Genomic DNA, 17,123 nt, shown 5'->3' on the forward strand with positions numbered 1-17,123 from the left:
GCCCCGTTTTTATGGCGGGGCCACTTTTATTTACAGTAATGCAAAGAGGACGATATGGTAACCATTCGTTTGGCACGTCACGGCGCGAAAAAGCGTCCATTTTATCACATCGTTGTTGCTGACAGCCGCGCTGCGCGCGACGGTCGTAACATCGAGCGTGTAGGTTTCTTTAACCCGCTAGCTACTGGTCAGGAAGAGCGTCTGCGTCTGGACCTGGACCGTGTAAATCACTGGGTTGGTCAAGGTGCAACTGTATCTGACCGCGCAGCTAAACTGATCAAAGACGCTGCTAAAGCAGCTGCTTAAGATTGGTTAATGGGTAGCAGAGAAGCAATGAGTTCACACAACCAAGACCAAGTTGTTGTCGGTAAAATCGGTGCCACTTACGGTATCAAAGGGTGGCTCAAAGTTTTTTCCTACACAGAACAAGCCGAGAGCATTTTCGCTTATCAGCCATGGCTGATAAAGATGAAAGGTGAATGGCAGACCTTCCATGTGGAAGCATGGAAACGTCATGGTCAGGGGTTAGTTGCCAAGTTGCAGGGTCTGGATATCCGAGAGGATGCTCAGGTCATGACCAACGCGGAGATCAACGTACCTGCTGAACAATTACCGGCGCTGTCAGATGAAGAATTCTACTGGCGCGAACTGATGGGCATGGCTGTTGTGACAACCCAAGGTTACGACCTGGGTAAAGTAACGGACATCCTGGAAACCGGTTCTAATGACGTCTTAGTGGTTAAAGCCAACCTTAAAGATGCTTTTGGACAGAAGGAACGCTTAATTCCGTTCCTCGATGAGCAGGTCATCAAGTCGATTGATCGCACTGCTCAACGGATCGAAGTTGACTGGGATCCTGGATTTTAACCCTTCAGTAAGAGCGTAAAGAACCATGCGGGTAGGAATAATTAGCCTATTCCCTGAAATGTTCCGGGCTATTACTGAGTTTGGGGTAACAGGTCAGGCGGTAAAAAAAGGCCTAGTGACTGTAGAGACGTGGAATCCCCGCGACTTTACTCACGATAAGCACCGTACGGTCGATGACCGACCTTATGGTGGCGGACCTGGTATGCTGATGATGGTGCAGCCTTTGCGCGATGCCATTCATGCTGCCAAAACGTCTGCTAAAGGCCAGGCGAAAGTGATTTACCTCTCTCCTCAGGGCCGTAAGCTCGATCAGACGGGTGTTGAGGAACTGGCACAGAACGAGAATCTGATTCTGATCTGTGGTCGGTATGAAGGGGTAGATGAGCGCATTATCCAACAAGAGGTAGACGAAGAATGGTCTATCGGGGATTTTGTGCTGACGGGTGGTGAGCTGCCAGCCATGACCTTAGTCGATGCAGTCGTGCGGTTTGTACCGGGCGTTCTGGGCGACTTTGCGTCAGCAGAAGAAGATTCTTTTGCCAATGGCTTGCTGGACTGCCCGCATTACACGCGTCCTGAAGTGTTAGATGGACAAGCCGTACCTCCGGTACTCTTGTCTGGTAACCACAAGGACATTAGCCGCTGGCGATTGAAACAATCGCTGGGCCGTACCTGGCTGAGAAGACCAGAGCTCCTGGAAAACCTAGCTCTGACTGACGATCAGGAGAGCTTGCTAGCGGAGTTTATTCGCGAACATCGGCAAGCCATGAGTTAATTTAGTATCAGTTTATTCTAGGGTATATACCAATGAGTAATATCATCAAAGCTCTTGAGCAAGAGCAAATGAAAAATGACCTGCCTGAATTCGCACCAGGTGACACTGTTGTTGTTCAGGTTAAGGTAAAAGAGGGTGACCGTGAGCGTCTGCAGGCGTTCGAAGGTGTTGTTATCGCCAAGCGTAACCGTGGTCTGCACTCTGCTTTCACTGTTCGTAAGATTTCTAACGGTGAAGGTGTTGAGCGTGCATTCCAGGCTCACTCTCCAATCGTAGACAGCATTACTGTTAAGCGTCGCGGTGCAGTACGTCGTGCCAAGTTGTACTACCTGCGTGAGCGTTCAGGTAAAGCGGCTCGTATCAAAGAGAAGCTGACCAGAAAATAAGAACGCGACACGAAAGACGCGTATTGAGAGGCCCGCCAATTTGGCGGGCCTTTTTTTTGTTGTGCACAAACCTGTAACCACAGATCGGCAGTGTACCGTCATGCCGTCTTACTCACACTGGTACTTTTGCTTCATCATCTCAATATGCTGGCTCAGCATCGCTCTCAGCACTGACAGGTCGATATCGTCCAGGCGTTTGATATACAGACAGGATTTTCCCAGCTTATGTTGGCCTAGTTGCCTGAGCTGATCCTGATGAGCGGCAAAGCCCAGCATGAAATACAGCGTTAGTTTACCTTTACGGGGTGAGAAGGCGACCATCGGCCAGCTGAAGTGCTTGCCGGCGGTGTTGCTGTAAAAGTAGGTACCAAAGCCAACCAGGCTGTCTCCCCACAGCACCGCGTCTTTACCGCTCAGCCCGCTCAAGAGTGTCAGGAGCTGACGGCTGTCTTCCTGTTGCTGGCTGTCACTGAGCCCTTCTATAAAGTCGGTGACACTGGCTTGGGTAGGACGGGTTTTGAGGATACTCACTGTATGACTCCTGAACCGGGTTGTGTGTCGAGTATATACAGGCAGAGGAAGGGAACTGAAGAAAAAAGCGTGAACGGGAGAGGGGGATAAAAAAAAACCAGCCCGGAGGCTGGTTTTCACCGAAGCACAAGATTAAGCCGTTTCCAGCTTGCCTTTGCCTTCGTTCTCTTTTTCATCCAGATCGATATCGCCTTTACCTTTTGACTTCACAATGACATACACAGTGATGCCAAGTGTCGCAATCAGGCCGATGACAGTCGAGATCATCATTGGCAGACCGAAGCCCAGTGTACTGTTGTTCAGAATAAAGGTGATCACGACTGTGGTCATGAAAATAGCCGGTACTGTGGTTACCCAATGCAGCTTGTTGTGGCGCAGCAGGTAAGCGGAAGCTGTCCACAGCATCATGACAGCTGTGGTCTGGTTAGCAAATCCGAAGTAACGCCAGATAATCCCGAAGTCGACCTGAGTCAAAATGCCACCGATAACAAACAGAGGAACAGCCATCATCAGGCGGTTACGCAGACTCTTTTGCTCCATATTGAAGTATTCAGCCAGAATCAGACGGCTTGAACGGAACGCTGTATCACCGGAGGTAATTGGCAGAATCACGACACCCAGGAAGGCGACCACACCGCCGACAACGCCCAGCAAGCCAAAGGATGCGCTGTAAACCACGTTACCCGGGCCACCGTTGGCCACTGCATCAGACAGGTTTTCCACCGAGCCGAAGAAAGACAGTGCCAGCGCACACCAGATCAAAGCAATCACGCCTTCACCTATCATGGCGCCGTAGAAAATGAAGCGGCCGTTTTTCTCATTTTCCATGCAACGCGCCATCAGTGGCGACTGAGTCGCGTGGAAGCCAGAGATAGCGCCACAGGCAATGGTGATGAACAGGGCTGGCCACAATGGCAGGTCATTCGGGTTCATGTTGGTGAACATCTGGCTGACTTCATAGTCGCCCAGCAGGGTGTATTCGCTGGAAACAGCAATAGCAGTGATCAGGCCAACCGACATGAAGATCAGCAGGAAGCCGAACAGCGGATAGAAGCGGCCGATGATCTTATCAACCGGTACTATGGTGGCGATGATGTAGTAAGCAAAGATGATAGCGACCATGGATCCCATAGAGACCGTCATGTCGGTTTGCTCGTTGACCAGGTTGGTGATCATACCTGCCGGGGCAGAAACAAAGACCACGCCGACCAGCAGCAGCAGCACAATGGCAAAGATATTCATAAAGTGTTTGGCGCCATTGCCCAGATAACGACCGGACAGCGTCGGTACTGAGGCGCCGCCATTACGCACCGATAGCATGCCTGAGAAATAGTCGTGCACGGCACCGGCAAAGATACAGCCCAGGACAATCCACAGCATGGCCGCCGGACCGTAAAGTGCGCCCATGATAGGACCAAAAATAGGGCCAACACCGGCAATGTTCAGCAGTTGTACCAGGTACACTTTTTTCTTGGACATCGGCACATAGTCAACGCCGTCCTGCATGGTGTAGGCGGGTGTCTGGCGCTTTTCGTTAATGCCGAAAAGTTTTTCAATAAAGGTACCGTAAATAAAGTAACCGCCAATCAAAGCAGCCACGCAAATCAGAAACCAGGCCATATCTGTGCCTCTCTCAGTGTAGGTAGGTTGTAGGGTTATTAAATCTTTTATCAAGGCTTGCATCTTAACCGGTTGCGGCAAAGACACACGGCCTAAAAGGCTGAGTGGCGGTATGACGTTATTGAGTGGTCGATAAAGAGGTTGAGTGGCGGCAACTGGGACTGAGCGGTTGTCTGTGAACCTGAGTGGTCAGGCGCTAAAGTGGTCATTGTTGAGCGGATAAAGCGAGGAGCAGGCAGAGCGAAATGCAACTGCCCCTGATTATTGGTCAGCTCAGCCCGTAGCGATCTTTGATTTCTTTCAGGTAACGCCGGCTGACCGGAACCTGCTGACCATGCTGGGTTGTGATTTCTGCCAGTCCGTTATCCAGCAGTTTGATCTCACGAATCGCCTGCGGGTGGACCAGATACTGGCGATGGCAGCGGATGAGCGGGGTTTTTTCTTCCAGCACTTTAAGGGTCAGTTGTGTGGTTGCCTTAGTGTCTTTGGTGACTATGTGCACACCCGATAAATCAGAATGCGCCAGTTCGATATCTGCCGGGCTGAGCAGCAAGATGCGGTTATGACCACTGCACGGAATAAGTTCGAGCATTTCGCTGATCAAAGGGGTGTAATCAGGCTGGCGCAGCTCACGCTTCAGCTTGGCCAGGGTTTTGTCGAGCCTTGCGGGTTCAACCGGTTTTAACAGGTAATCAAAGGCATTATCTTCAAACGCTTTGATGGCGTAGTCGTCATATGCCGTCACAAAAACAATTTTGGGCATAGTGTCCGGATCCAGCATGCTCAGCAGTTCGATTCCTGTGATTTGCGGCATCTGGATATCCAGAAACACCACTTCGGGCTTGAGCAGATTAATCATCTTCAACCCTTCGATAGCGTTGGCACCGCTGCCTATGATTTCGATGTCGCCGCTGTCATGCAGCAGCTCAATCAGCTCCTCACGGGCATAGGGTTCATCGTCTATGACAAGCGCCTTGATCATGGTTGTCCGTTCTCCTTTGGCAGCGTAATGGTGGCCAGTGTCCATTGATTGGCTTCCCAGCTCATCTGCAGGCCGTATTCTTTGCCATAGCGGTTTTTCAATCGTTTATCGACAATTTTCATGCCCAGACCGCTCTCTTCGCCAACGGGCTGATACAAGCCTGCATTATCGCGGACTTCTAACACAATACGCTCATCATTCTGACACGCGTTGATCGTCAGTTTACCGCTTGCCAGCAAATTAGACGTACCATGCTTGATGGCATTTTCCACCAATGGCTGCAGCGTAAACGTCGGAATAGTGATATTCAATAATGCATCATCAATGTTGACTTCAACCTGCAGCCGGTCGGCAAACCGGGCACGTTCAATTTCCAGATAGGCATGCACGTGCTGCAATTCTTCTTCCAGGGTGACAGTTTCTATATTCTGTTTCAGATTGCGCCGGAAAAACTGTGACAAATGCTGAATCAGCTGTCTGGCTTTATCAGGATCACGGCGGATAACCGCATTGATAGTGTTCAGCGCATTGAACAGAAAGTGCGGATTCACCTGTGCCTGCAACAGGCGCAGCTCTGCCTGAGTCAGCAGGGTTTGCTGGCGGTTATAGCGCCCTGTCAGGATCTGGTTCGACAAGAGCTTGGCAATGCCTTCTCCCAGCGTCAGATTGATGGTGGAAAACAGCTTATGCTTGGGCTCATAGAGTTTAATGGTACCTATCACCTCATGGTTGCCGCCAATTAAGGGGATCACCAGCGCAGAGCCTAATTTGCACTTGTCGTAGAGTGAGCAGCAGTAGGGCACTTCATAACCGTCGGCATAGACCAGCTCGCAGTTATCTATGGCCTGCTTAGTATGCTTGGATGAAATCGGAGTGCCAGGCAGATGGTGATCATCTCCGATACCAATGAAGGCAAGAATCTTGTCTCTGTCTGTAATCGAAACCGCACCGACCCCGGTTTCTTCGTAAACGATACGGGCGATCTGTTTGGAGTTTTCCTGATTAAACCCCTGGCTGAGTATTCCCACAGATCGCTGGGCTATTTTCAGTGCCCGGCTGGAAAACGCGGCGGAGTATTTTTCATAAATGGTTTTTTTATCGCGGATAATGCTCATGAACAGGGCGGCGCCCACTGAGTTGGCGATGACCATAGGCAGGGCAATGGCACTGACCAGGCTGTAGGCTTTATCAAAAGGCTCGGCCACCGCCAGGATGATCAGCATCTGCAGGATCTCCGCAACCAGGGTAATGGCGAACACTGTCAGCGGCCGGAAAATCGCATCAAAGTTACTGCGGCGGACAAAATAGCTGTGCATGATGCCGCCGATCAGCCCTTCAACCGTGGTGGAGATGGCACAGGCGACATCAGTAAATCCGCCCATGCTGTAGCGGTGCATACCGCCGGTCAAACCTACGGCAAAGCCGACCACCGGGCCGCCCAGCAGCCCTCCCATGACAGCACCGATTGCCCGGGTATTGGCAATGGCATCTTCTATGTGGAGTCCAAAATAAGTGCCTAAAATACAGAAAAGAGAAAACAGCACATAGCAGGCAAAACGTTGTGATAAACGGCCAGATACCGTAGTAATAGGCATAAACAGCGGTGTCTTGCTTAACAGGTAAGCCAAAACCAGGTAAACACTAAGCTGTTGCAGCAGAGACAGGATGAGTTCCATGGCGGTATCGGAATAAGCTAAATGGATGTTTATGGTAGCTGTCTTTGCATGAAAGGCAATAATATACGTGAATGTAAATAATTATTTACGAGTGGTATTTTTTCTTTACAGGCTATTGCCCCATAAAAATCCAGTTGTTATTGTCTGTGTATTGACAGGGGAAATCCTGTTGTAACTAAAACTTTACGCCCAGGTGTGGCAAGATCAGGATGGCCCTATGCAGAAAGATGTGTTGAATAATGTCCATATTCAGGATGAACAAGTCCTTATTACGCCGCAACAGTTAAAAGATAAATTGCCTGTCAGTGAATCAGCGCTGTCTTTCATCGAACAATCGCGTAAAACCGTAGCCGACATTATCCATAAGCGGGATCACCGTTTACTGGTTGTCTGCGGCCCTTGTTCTATTCATGACGTCGAAGCGGCAAAAGATTATGCCCGCCGATTTAAAGAACTGGCTGCTGAAGTTGACGATCAGCTGTACCTTGTCATGCGAGTGTACTTTGAAAAACCGCGGACGACTGTCGGTTGGAAGGGCTTGATTAACGACCCGCATCTGGATGGCACTTTCGAGATTGAAGAAGGGTTACATATAGCACGCCAGTTACTGATCGATCTGGTGGAAATGGGTATTCCTCTGGCAACAGAAGCGCTGGATCCTATCAGCCCGCAATACATAGGCGATTTGTTCAGCTGGGCAGCCATTGGCGCGCGCACCACTGAGTCACAGACCCACCGTGAAATGGCCAGCGGTCTTTCTATGCCGGTTGGTTTCAAAAATGGCACCGATGGCAGCCTGGGAACAGCCATCAATGCCATGCAGGCGGCCGCTTCCGGCCACCGTTTCATGGGGATTAACCGGGAAGGTCAGGTGGCTTTGCTGAACACTCAGGGCAACCCGGATGGCCATGTTATTCTTCGTGGTGGTAAGCAGACCAACTACGATTCAGTGTCGGTTTCCGAATGCGAAACTGAGATGGAGTCGGCGGGTCTCAACCCGGCCTTAATGGTAGACTGTTCCCATGCCAACTCTCGCAAGGATTACCGCCGTCAGCCACTGGTTGCCGAAGATGTGATCCATCAGATCCGGGAAGGGAATCATTCCGTCATTGGCCTGATGCTGGAAAGCCATCTCAACGGCGGCAATCAGAGTGCTGATCTGGATCGCAGCGAAATGGCGTACGGCGTCTCTATCACAGACGCCTGTATTAACTGGGAAGATACCGAAAGCCTGCTGCGCCGCGCTCGTCAGGAATTAACCCCTTTCCTACAACAACGTATTAAATAATGGAATAAGAGTCGAATGGTTGCGGAACTGAGCACACTACGAGATCAAATTGATGAAGTCGATAAGCAGATGGTTGCGCTGTTGGCGCGCCGTCTGGCTTTGGTCGAAGAAGTCGGCCATGTAAAAAGCCAGCACGGTCTGCCGATTTATGCCCCGGATCGTGAAGCTGCCATGCTGGCATCACGGCGACAGGAAGCGGCAGATCAGGGCGTACCGCCCGATCTGATTGAAGATATTCTGCGCCGCACCATGCGTGAATCTTATGCCAGTGAAAATGATTCAGGTTTTAAATGTCTGAAGCCTGAATTGCGTCCGATCGTTGTCGTTGGTGGTCATGGTCAGTTGGGCCGTCTGTTCTGTCGTCTGTTTGAGCTGTCGGGTTATCAGGTACGTACCCTGGGTAGTCAGGATTGGGACAAAGCGGATGAATTGCTAAAAGATGCCGGCATGGTTGTGGTGACCGTACCGATTCATCTGACCGAACAGGTGATCCGCCGTCTGCCTAAGCTGCCGGATGATTGCATTCTGGCTGATCTGACTTCGATTAAGAGCGGACCTGTTCAGACAATGCTGGAAGCGCATCAGGGACCTGTAGTGGGGCTGCATCCCATGTTCGGACCGGATATCAGCAGCCTGGCTAAACAAGTGGTGGTTTACTGTGACGGCCGTAACCCGGAAAGCTACCAGTGGCTGCTGGAGCAGATCCAGATCTGGGGAGCAAGCCTGAACCGGATCAGTGCCATCGAACATGATCAGGGGATGACCCTGATTCAGGCACTGCGGCATTTCACGTCGTTTGTGTATGGTGTTCACCTGGCTGAAGAAGATCCGCGTCTTGATCAGCTGTTGTCGCTCAGCTCACCGATTTACCGCCTGGAATTGGCGATGGTCGGGCGGCTGTTTGCACAGGACGGGCAGCTCTATGCGGATATCATCATGTCTTCGCCACAAAATCTGGCCATGATTAAGCGTTTTCACCAGCGCTTTGGTGATGCTATCGCTATTCTGGAAAACAAAGATAAAGCCGCGTTCAAGCAGGCATTTGATCAGGTGGAAAGCTGGTTTGGTGACTACGCCGGACGCTTTTTGAAAGAAAGCCAGTCGTTGTTACGGCAGGCGAACGATGCGACTCACAGAGGTTAATTCGCTTCGTTTTTGTCTGCATAATCGTTGCTGTTAATATAAAAAGAAGGCCAGCTTTTGCTGGCCTTGCTGTGTTTATTCTTCCAGGTAATCGACTTCGGTCGGTTTGACGTTTTCGCTGGGATAACAGCCTAACACCTTGATAAATTTTGTCAGTCGTGTCAGTTCTTCGAGAGCTTGCTGCATGGCCTCGGACTTCAAATTCGTTTCAACATCGACATAGAACATTTCTTCCCATGGATTGCCGATCACGGGTCGTGACTCCAGTTTCGCCATATTGATGTTGAGGTTGCGCAGAACCAGCAGGCATTCAACCAGTGAGCCGGGTTTCTGGCCGGTCGACATGATGAGTGTGGTCTTGGCCGGGATCAGCGGCGTGACATCGACAGCTTTCCGGGCAACGACAATAAAACGGGTAAAGTTTTCCTGCTGGTTGGCAATACCGGTTTTCAGCGGGGTTAAGCCATACAGCTCACCGCTGGACGCATTGCCAATGGCGGCGACATTCGGCTGTTTGAGTTCGGCGACCTGCTGCATGGCATCGGCAGTGCTGGATGTATATTCCTGCCTGATGTCACCCATAGTGCGAAGGTACTCACTGCATTGCTGGTGGGGTTGCGGATGGGAATACAGGGTATCAATTTTATCCAGCGAGGTCGGAACGGCTGTCAGCAGACAGTGTTCAATCGGCTGGGTAATTTCGCCCACAATCGACAGACTGGTGTGCTGCAGCAAATCGTAAACTTCGTTAATCGAACCTGAGCTGGTGTTTTCAATCGGCAGGACGCCGTAGTCAGCCTGACCGGTTTCTACCACATTGACCACATCACGGAAATTGGAACAGCTCATCTCAACCAGTTTGGTTTGCTTTCGGCTGAAGTACTGACGGCTGGCCAGGTTGGAATACGATCCTTTGGCACCCAGAAAAGACACGCGAACCACAGGCTGAAGGCTGTCAGGATTGGTTAGTTTTTGCAGATAAGCCTGCTGGAAAAGCACTGAGTCTTCAATAATGGTATGAAAGATCTGAGTGACATAGTTGGCATCCAGTTGGTGTTGGTTGCCTTGATCAATCAGTCTCAGTAACAATGCTTGCTCTCTTTCCTGATCCCTGACAGGTTTGGTGGTTTTGATTTTGCTTTTGGCGACTTCCAGGCTCAGCTGACGCCGTTCTGCCAGTAGTGCCAGAATTTCATTGTCTATCCGAGTGACATGGGTTCGGATCTCGTCCAGTGAGTGATAGCTTTTGGTCATTCTGGTTTCCTGTCTGTGCGTATTTTATAGTTATGCTTACAAAAAAGCCCCCCGATTGGGAGGCTTGCTGTTCGTCTTTCGCTGCTTTCTTGCGTAACGATAGCCCCCACTTAAGGTGAGCGAAAAAAGAAGTGAAAGAAAAACAGTGCGTATTGAATCATGTGTCAGTCAGTCTCGTGAATATGCTGGCTAAATATTGTCTAGGAATCACCCTATGGCGAGTCGGTGATCTTGTCAAGAATAAAAAGCCCCGCCATGCGGCAGGGCTTGATAGGAAGGGTTCAGGCTTCGAAGTCTTCTTCTTCTGCGATTTCGGCTTCAGTCAATACAGGCTTCTGGCTGTGACTGGCTCGACGGGCTTCCGATTTGTGTGATTGCTTGCTCAGCTGTCGCTCCAGTTTCTGATACATGTCTTTAATGGCGGCGTACATGTTTTCCTGTTCAGAGGATGCCACAATGTTCCCCCCTGGAATGCCGGCTGTTGCTTCCACCTTGAAGTGCCGGTTAGGTTCTTGGCTGATAACAGCATGTTTGCCGATCAGCGGGACTTGAAAGCGCTCTAACTTACTGAATTTCTCTTCAATGCGCTCACGGATAGCAGGGGTGACATCAATGTTTTTGCCTGTGACTTCTACTTGCATAGTCTCTCTCCTGTTTTGCTACCCCTTGGTGGGTTAACTTCAGATTACTCTTCTCAAGCGTGAATAAAGTGATCTGGATCAACTTTGATAAGTAAAATAATTCACCAATTTATTTCTGTGACTTGTTCTGCTTTGTGACAAGAAAATGACTAAAAACCCCTTGTCGAGGGCATTATGAATGCGGCAGTATGGAGTGAGTTGATGACTGGCGGCCAGTGCTGCTCAGGGGTGTTTTTCGGCCTGAAGCTGAGCGTTTCGCCATGAATGATCAGGACCCACTGAAATTAGATTGAGTGCAGTCATCTGCGAGAATAAAAAACGGCAGCCAGATGGCTGCCGTTTGTCGTTTTATCTGTCTTAGGATCAAACCGGATTGAGATCAATCAGTCGCTGAGCATGTTCGGCTGGCGTTTCCAGGCCAAGTTTTTCATACGCGGTTTGCATCAGCGGCAGCGATTGACGGGCTGCTTCAGTATCCGGATACAGACGCTGAATTTGCTGGCAGCGGTTCACAGCGGCCACCCAGGCTTCACGGCGGATATAAAAGTCGGCAGCGGCTAACTCATAATTGGCCAGACGGTTTTTCAGGTAAACCAGTCTTGCTTTGGCATCTGCGGCATACTGGCTGGCCGGGTAGCGATCCAGCAGGCGCTTAAAGTCACGAAAGGCCTGGCGAGCCGGTTCCGGATCCCTGTCGTGGCGATCAATATCAAACACATCGTGCATGAAAGAACGATCCTGGGCCATGTGCGTCAGGCCACGCATATAGAGCACCCAGTCTGCTTTTTCATGGGTCGGGTTCAATCGGGTAAAGCGGTCTATGGTTGCTTCGCCGAGGGCCAAATCATCGTTCTTGTAATAAGCGTAAATCAGATCAAGCTGCACCTGCTCCGAATAAGCGCCGAACGGATAACGTGAATCCAGTGCTTCTAATCGTTCAATGGCTGTTACCCAGCTACCACTTTGTAAGGCTTGCTGAGCACTGCCGTACAGCTCAGAAGGCGGAATATCCGGTACCACTTCCTCTGTACTGGAGCAACCAGACACAATAGCGGCGGCAAGAAATGTCGTGATTATCAGGCGTTTCATTGCGGCGTCAGTTTCCTTGGTCATAATTTATTTCTGTGATCCATTACGGTCAGCGCCGTTAACAGATACAATGACAACTAATATCTGTCATTTTACGCAGCGTTTAGGCTTTAGTCTCACGCTTTTTGAAAAAGTTCTTTATGGCACAGCAAATAGAGTTAAGCAACATAGTAAACGATAGCCAGCTTGGTCAACGTCTTGATCAGGCTCTGGCTGAACTGTTTTCCGATTATTCCCGTTCGCGGATTAAAGACTGGATTCTCAATGGCAGCGTCTGCGTCAATGGCGCAGTGGTGACTAAACCCCGTCTTAAAATGATGGGCGGTGAAAAGCTCACAGTTGTGGCTGAGATTGAAGATGAGGAGCGCTGGATTGCGCAAGACATTCCGCTCAACATTGTTTATGAAGACGAGCATCTGCTGGTGATTAACAAGCCACGTGATTTTGTGGTTCACCCGGGTGCAGGCACGCCGGACGGTACTGTGCTCAATGCACTGTTACATCACTGCCCGTCTCTTGCCGAAGTGCCGCGAGCCGGTATTGTGCACCGTCTTGATAAAGACACGACGGGTCTGATGGTAGTGGCGAAAACGATTCAGGCTCAGACCCGACTGGTTCGCGCGCTGCAAAAACGCAAAATCACTCGTGAATATGAAGCGGTTGCTATGGGCAAAATGACCGGTGGTGGTGTGGTTGAAAAGCCGATTGGCCGTCACTCTACCAAGCGCACTTCAATGGCGGTACATGAGTTGGGCAAACCGGCTATCACACATTATCGTGTCGCTGAGCACTTTCGTGAGCACACCAGTCTGGTGCTGCGTCTGGAAACAGGGCGTACCCACCAGATTCGTGTTCACATGGCGTATCTTTCGCACCCTTTGGTGGGGGATACTCTGTACGGTGGTCGCCCACGCCCGCCACGCAATGCCTCTCAGGAGGTGATTCTCGCGCTTCGTGCCTTTGATCGTCAGGCTCTGCATGCTCGTATGCTGCGGCTTGATCACCCGATTACCGGTGAGTTGATGGAATGGCATGCTGAGACACCGAAAGATATGGTGGCTTTAGTCGAGACTCTGCGTCAGGACAAGCTTGACCATCCAGAGGATGATTACTGATATGTGGATTACCCCAGACTGGCCAGCGCCTGCGAATGTCAAAGCCATCAGTACCACCCGGTTCGGGGGTATCAGTCAGGGGGTCTATGCTGGCCTCAATCTGGGGGGCCATGTGGGCGATACGCCGGCGGCTGTGTCACATAATCGTCAGTGGCTGCAGCAACAACTGGGTTTGGTGCATGCGCCTGCCTGGTTGTCGCAGACCCACAGCACAATAGTACAGGCACTGCATGAGCCGCTAGTGGGTATTCCCCATGCGGATGCCAGTATTACCCGGCAGCTGGGATTAGCCTGTACTGTGATGACAGCAGATTGCTTACCTGTATTGCTGTGCGATCGTCAGGGCACTCAAGTGGGAGCCGTGCATGCCGGATGGCGAGGTTTGGCTGACGGTATTATTGAACAAACGGTGACTTGTTTTGCTCAAGCACCGGATCAATTACTGGCCTGGCTGGGACCGGCCATTGGGCCGCAAGCCTTTGAGGTCGGCGGGGAAGTCAGGGAGCAATTTCTGGCCGATGATCCGGCGGCGGAATCTGCATTCCAGCCAAAAGGTGAAAAATGGCTGGCGGATATCTATCAGTTGGCCCGATTGCGTTTACATCGTCAGGGCGTGACTCAGGTTTTCGGTGGCAGTGAGTGTACTGTCAGCGACGCTTCCCGTTTCTTTTCTTATCGCCGGGATGGTGTAACCGGACGTCAGGCCAGTTTAATCTGGCTGGAAAAATAAACCTCTGTCTTACTCTCTTTCAATGCAGCGGCCTTGAGCCGCTTGCTGATATCCCCACAATTTATGCTTGAAAAGCACAAGGCGCGCAACCATATACCAAGATAATGACAAGGTCATATCTAGAGTGGAGGACTTATGCGTCTTGACCGGTTTACAAGCAAATTTCAATTAGCGATTTCTGATGCTCAGTCGCTGGCTTTAGGACGAGACCATCAGTATATCGAACCTGTGCATTTGATGATGGCACTGATGAATCAGGACAGCAGTACCACGCGGCCGCTGCTGACTCTACTGAATGTAGATATTACCCAATTGCGTTCCAGTTTGTCTGAACAGCTCGACCGTTTACCCAAAGTCAGCGGTATCGGCGGCGATGTGCAGTTGTCCCATGGTATGGGCGTGCTGTTTAACATGTGCGATAAGCTGGCTCAGAAACGCAAAGATAAATACATCTCTTCCGAGCTGTTTATTCTGGCTGCGGTGGACGACAAAGGCCCGCTGGGCGAGCTATTGCGTAAGTTTGGTTTGAGTGCTGAAAAAGTTGAACAGGCGATTGAGAAAATCCGCGGTGGTCAGAAAGTCGATGATCCCAATGCCGAAGAAAATCGTCAGGCGCTGGAAAAGTTCACCATAGATCTGACCGAGCGCGCTGAGCAAGGCAAGCTGGATCCCGTGATCGGTCGCGATGAAGAAATCCGCCGTACTATTCAGGTCTTGCAGCGCCGCACAAAGAACAATCCGGTCCTTATCGGTGAGCCGGGGGTGGGTAAAACGGCGATTGTCGAAGGTCTTGCCCAGCGTATTGTCAATGGTGAAGTGCCTGAAGGGCTGCGCAATAAGCGTGTGCTGTCCTTGGATATGGGCGCATTGATTGCTGGTGCTAAATACCGTGGCGAGTTTGAAGAGCGCCTCAAAGCAGTATTGAACGAACTGGCTCAGGAAGAGGGCAGTGTCATCCTCTTTATTGATGAGCTGCATACCATGGTTGGTGCCGGTAAAGGTGAAGGTGCCATGGATGCGGGTAACATGCTTAAACCTGCGTTGGCCCGCGGTGAACTTCATTGTGTCGGGGCAACAACACTGGACGAGTACCGTCAGTTTATAGAAAAGGATGCTGCGCTGGAGCGCCGTTTCCAGAAAGTGCTGGTGGAAGAGCCGAACGTTGAAGATACCATCGCGATTTTACGTGGCCTGAAAGAGCGTTATGCGCTGCATCATCATGTAGAAATTACGGATCCGGCGATTGTCGCGGCGGCTAGCTTGTCGCACCGGTATATCTCTGATCGCCAGTTGCCAGATAAGGCGATTGACCTTATCGATGAGGCTGCTTCCAGTATCCGTATGCAAATTGATTCGAAGCCGGAATCTCTGGATCGCCTTGAGCGCCGAATCATTCAGCTGAAAATTGAGCAACAGGCGCTGTCGAAAGAAAGTGACGACGCCAGCCAGAAACGTCTGGCCGTGTTAAGTGAAGAGCTGGAAGGCAAAGAGAACGAGTACGCTGAACTGGAAGAAGTCTGGAAAGCAGAAAAAGCAGCGTTGTCTGGCACTCAGCATATTAAAGCGGAGCTGGAACAGGCGAGAACCGACATGGAGATTGCCCGGCGTGCGGGGGATCTGAATCGTATGTCTGAGCTGCAATACGGCAAGATACCTGAACTGGAGAAACAACTGGATCTGGCTGCCCAGGCAGAAATGCAGGAAATGAGTCTGCTGAAAAACCGCGTCACAGATGCTGAGATTGCCGAAGTGCTGTCACGTCAGACCGGTATTCCGGTATCCCGGATGCTGGAAGGCGAACGCGATAAGCTGCTGCGGATGGAAGAAGCGCTGCATCAGCGGGTCATAGGCCAGGACGAAGCTGTTAATTCAGTGGCGAATGCTATTCGTCGCAGCCGGGCAGGTTTATCTGATCCCAACCGGCCTATCGGTTCATTCCTGTTCCTGGGCCCGACAGGGGTCGGTAAAACAGAACTGTGCAAAGCGCTGGCCAACTTCATGTTTGACAGTGATGACGCCATGGTGCGTATTGATATGTCAGAGTTCATGGAGAAACACTCCGTCGCCCGGCTTGTTGGAGCACCTCCGGGTTATGTTGGCTATGAAGAGGGCGGATACCTGACTGAAGCGGTTCGCCGGCGTCCTTATTCCGTCATTCTGCTGGATGAAGTAGAAAAGGCGCATCCGGACGTGTTTAACATTCTGCTGCAAGTGCTCGATGATGGTCGCCTAACTGATGGGCAGGGCAGAACGGTCGACTTCCGTAACAGCGTCATCATCATGACATCGAATCTGGGTTCTGATCGTATTCAGGAGCATTTTGGTGAGCTTGATTATGCCGGTATCAAACATCTGGTTATGGACGTCGTGGGCCATCACTTCCGCCCTGAGTTCATTAACCGTGTCGATGAAACCGTTGTGTTCCATCCTCTGGGTGATAAGCACATCAAAGATATCGCCCGAATTCAGATTGGTCGCCTGAGTGATCGACTGGAAGAAAAAGGCTTTGAACTGAAAGTAGAAGATTCTGCGTTGGATTTGATTGCAAGCGCAGGTTTCGATCCTGTATATGGTGCTCGCCCGCTGAAACGAGCAATCCAGCAATACATTGAAAACCCATTGGCGCAGGATATCCTTTCCGGGCAATTAACGGTTGATAAGCCAATTGTGCTGGCCGCCAAGGATGAGCATATCTCTGCCAGCCAATAAAATCGTGAGACTAAAGTAAGAAAAGCCTGCTCGATTGCAGGCTTTTCTGTATTTTTTGGCTTGTGTTGGCTGTTTTTTGCTCTTAAGTGCAGGGTTTGTTCGAAATATGACCTGTTGAAATTTATTTGTGATTTTATGCTTGCCAAGGTGCGCGAACTCTCTATAATGCCGCCTCACTGACACGGAGAACGGCGCTTACAGCCAAGACCATGTCAGACGCTCTTTAACAATTTGACCATGCAATCTGTGTGGGCACTCGACAATGATACAGTCATAAAAGATTTATCAGTGAACTGAGTGACCAATTGGTAACACCC

The 17,123-nt window shown here is 50.7% G+C and carries 16 protein-coding genes and 1 other annotated feature; of the genes, 9 read left to right on the forward strand and 7 right to left on the reverse strand.

Going from position 1 to position 17,123, the window contains the following annotated elements:
- The first annotated feature begins 54 nt into the window (after nucleotides 1-54).
- From rpsP to rplS, 4 genes are read left to right on the forward strand one after another with little or no spacing between them, the layout of a single operon-like run.
- Nucleotides 55-306, forward strand: a complete 252-nt coding sequence (gene rpsP, locus L6J37_RS07770) for a 30S ribosomal protein S16 (protein ID WP_027253536.1) — start codon at nucleotides 55-57, stop codon at nucleotides 304-306.
- Between the two features lie 27 nt (nucleotides 307-333).
- Nucleotides 334-867, forward strand: a complete 534-nt coding sequence (gene rimM / locus L6J37_RS07775; protein WP_027253535.1) for a ribosome maturation factor RimM — start codon at nucleotides 334-336, stop codon at nucleotides 865-867.
- A 25-nt stretch (nucleotides 868-892) separates the two neighbouring features.
- Nucleotides 893-1,642 carry a tRNA (guanosine(37)-N1)-methyltransferase TrmD gene (gene trmD / locus L6J37_RS07780; protein WP_192015701.1) on the forward strand — a complete coding sequence of 250 codons (750 nt, stop codon included), beginning with the start codon at nucleotides 893-895 and terminating at the stop codon, nucleotides 1,640-1,642.
- Between the two features lie 32 nt (nucleotides 1,643-1,674).
- Nucleotides 1,675-2,028 carry a 50S ribosomal protein L19 gene (gene rplS, locus L6J37_RS07785; protein ID WP_120513257.1) on the forward strand — a complete coding sequence of 118 codons (354 nt, stop codon included), beginning with the start codon at nucleotides 1,675-1,677 and terminating at the stop codon, nucleotides 2,026-2,028.
- 108 nt (nucleotides 2,029-2,136) lie between these two features.
- On the opposite strand, the gene L6J37_RS07790 is transcribed toward rplS, so the two are convergent.
- The 4 genes from L6J37_RS07790 to L6J37_RS07805 form a co-directional block, all read right to left on the reverse strand.
- The gene (locus L6J37_RS07790) at nucleotides 2,137-2,559 is read right to left on the reverse strand and encodes a DUF1801 domain-containing protein (RefSeq protein WP_237794705.1); all 423 of its coding nucleotides are present in this window, start codon (nucleotides 2,557-2,559) and stop codon (nucleotides 2,137-2,139) included.
- A gap of 132 nt (nucleotides 2,560-2,691) precedes the next feature.
- Nucleotides 2,692-4,179 (reverse strand): carbon starvation CstA family protein, encoded by a 1,488-nt coding sequence (locus tag L6J37_RS07795; RefSeq protein ID WP_237794707.1) that lies wholly within the window; start codon nucleotides 4,177-4,179, stop codon nucleotides 2,692-2,694.
- A 268-nt stretch (nucleotides 4,180-4,447) separates the two neighbouring features.
- Nucleotides 4,448-5,161 (reverse strand): two-component system response regulator BtsR, encoded by a 714-nt coding sequence (btsR, locus tag L6J37_RS07800; RefSeq protein WP_218384206.1) that lies wholly within the window; start codon nucleotides 5,159-5,161, stop codon nucleotides 4,448-4,450.
- Nucleotides 5,158-6,837 carry a sensor histidine kinase gene (locus tag L6J37_RS07805; RefSeq protein WP_161456091.1) on the reverse strand — a complete coding sequence of 560 codons (1,680 nt, stop codon included), beginning with the start codon at nucleotides 6,835-6,837 and terminating at the stop codon, nucleotides 5,158-5,160. Before L6J37_RS07805 ends, btsR begins: the two co-directional genes overlap by 4 nt.
- 217 nt (nucleotides 6,838-7,054) lie before the next feature.
- Between L6J37_RS07805 and L6J37_RS07810 the strand changes: the two genes are divergently transcribed.
- Both L6J37_RS07810 and tyrA read left to right on the forward strand, forming a co-directional pair.
- The gene (locus L6J37_RS07810; protein ID WP_218384204.1) at nucleotides 7,055-8,125 is read left to right on the forward strand and encodes a 3-deoxy-7-phosphoheptulonate synthase; all 1,071 of its coding nucleotides are present in this window, start codon (nucleotides 7,055-7,057) and stop codon (nucleotides 8,123-8,125) included.
- Nucleotides 8,126-8,140: 15 nt separating this feature from the next.
- The gene (tyrA, locus tag L6J37_RS07815) at nucleotides 8,141-9,268 is read left to right on the forward strand and encodes a bifunctional chorismate mutase/prephenate dehydrogenase (RefSeq protein ID WP_192015696.1); all 1,128 of its coding nucleotides are present in this window, start codon (nucleotides 8,141-8,143) and stop codon (nucleotides 9,266-9,268) included.
- Between the two features lie 75 nt (nucleotides 9,269-9,343).
- On the opposite strand, the gene pheA is transcribed toward tyrA, so the two are convergent.
- The 3 genes from pheA to bamD all read right to left on the reverse strand — a co-directional run bounded on the left by pheA (nucleotide 9,344) and on the right by bamD (nucleotide 12,252).
- Nucleotides 9,344-10,522, reverse strand: a complete 1,179-nt coding sequence (gene pheA / locus L6J37_RS07820) for a prephenate dehydratase (RefSeq protein WP_192015695.1) — start codon at nucleotides 10,520-10,522, stop codon at nucleotides 9,344-9,346.
- Between the two features lie 38 nt (nucleotides 10,523-10,560).
- Nucleotides 10,561-10,681, reverse strand: a sequence feature (Phe leader region).
- Nucleotides 10,682-10,803: 122 nt separating this feature from the next.
- Nucleotides 10,804-11,163 carry a ribosome hibernation-promoting factor, HPF/YfiA family gene (gene hpf, locus L6J37_RS07825; RefSeq protein ID WP_192015694.1) on the reverse strand — a complete coding sequence of 120 codons (360 nt, stop codon included), beginning with the start codon at nucleotides 11,161-11,163 and terminating at the stop codon, nucleotides 10,804-10,806.
- 363 nt (nucleotides 11,164-11,526) lie between these two features.
- Complete coding sequence (gene bamD, locus L6J37_RS07830; protein ID WP_027253524.1) at nucleotides 11,527-12,252, reverse strand: outer membrane protein assembly factor BamD; 726 nt, start codon at nucleotides 12,250-12,252, stop codon at nucleotides 11,527-11,529.
- 140 nt (nucleotides 12,253-12,392) lie between these two features.
- Between bamD and rluD the strand changes: the two genes are divergently transcribed.
- The 3 genes from rluD (at nucleotide 12,393) to clpB (ending at nucleotide 16,806) form a co-directional block, all read left to right on the forward strand.
- A complete protein-coding gene (gene rluD, locus L6J37_RS07835; RefSeq protein WP_161443993.1) occupies nucleotides 12,393-13,367 on the forward strand; it encodes a 23S rRNA pseudouridine(1911/1915/1917) synthase RluD in 975 nt (324 codons plus the stop codon).
- Nucleotide 13,368: 1 nt separating this feature from the next.
- Entirely contained in the window at nucleotides 13,369-14,097 is a 729-nt protein-coding gene (pgeF, locus tag L6J37_RS07840; protein ID WP_192015693.1) for a peptidoglycan editing factor PgeF, read from the forward strand.
- 135 nt (nucleotides 14,098-14,232) lie between these two features.
- On the forward strand, nucleotides 14,233-16,806 hold the full coding sequence (gene clpB / locus L6J37_RS07845; protein ID WP_192015692.1) for an ATP-dependent chaperone ClpB: 2,574 nt from the start codon (nucleotides 14,233-14,235) through the stop codon (nucleotides 16,804-16,806).
- Nucleotides 16,807-17,123: the final 317 nt, after the last annotated feature.

Source organism: Photobacterium sp. WH77 (assembly GCF_022014395.1).
Lineage (GTDB): Bacteria > Pseudomonadota > Gammaproteobacteria > Enterobacterales > Vibrionaceae > Photobacterium > Photobacterium arenosum.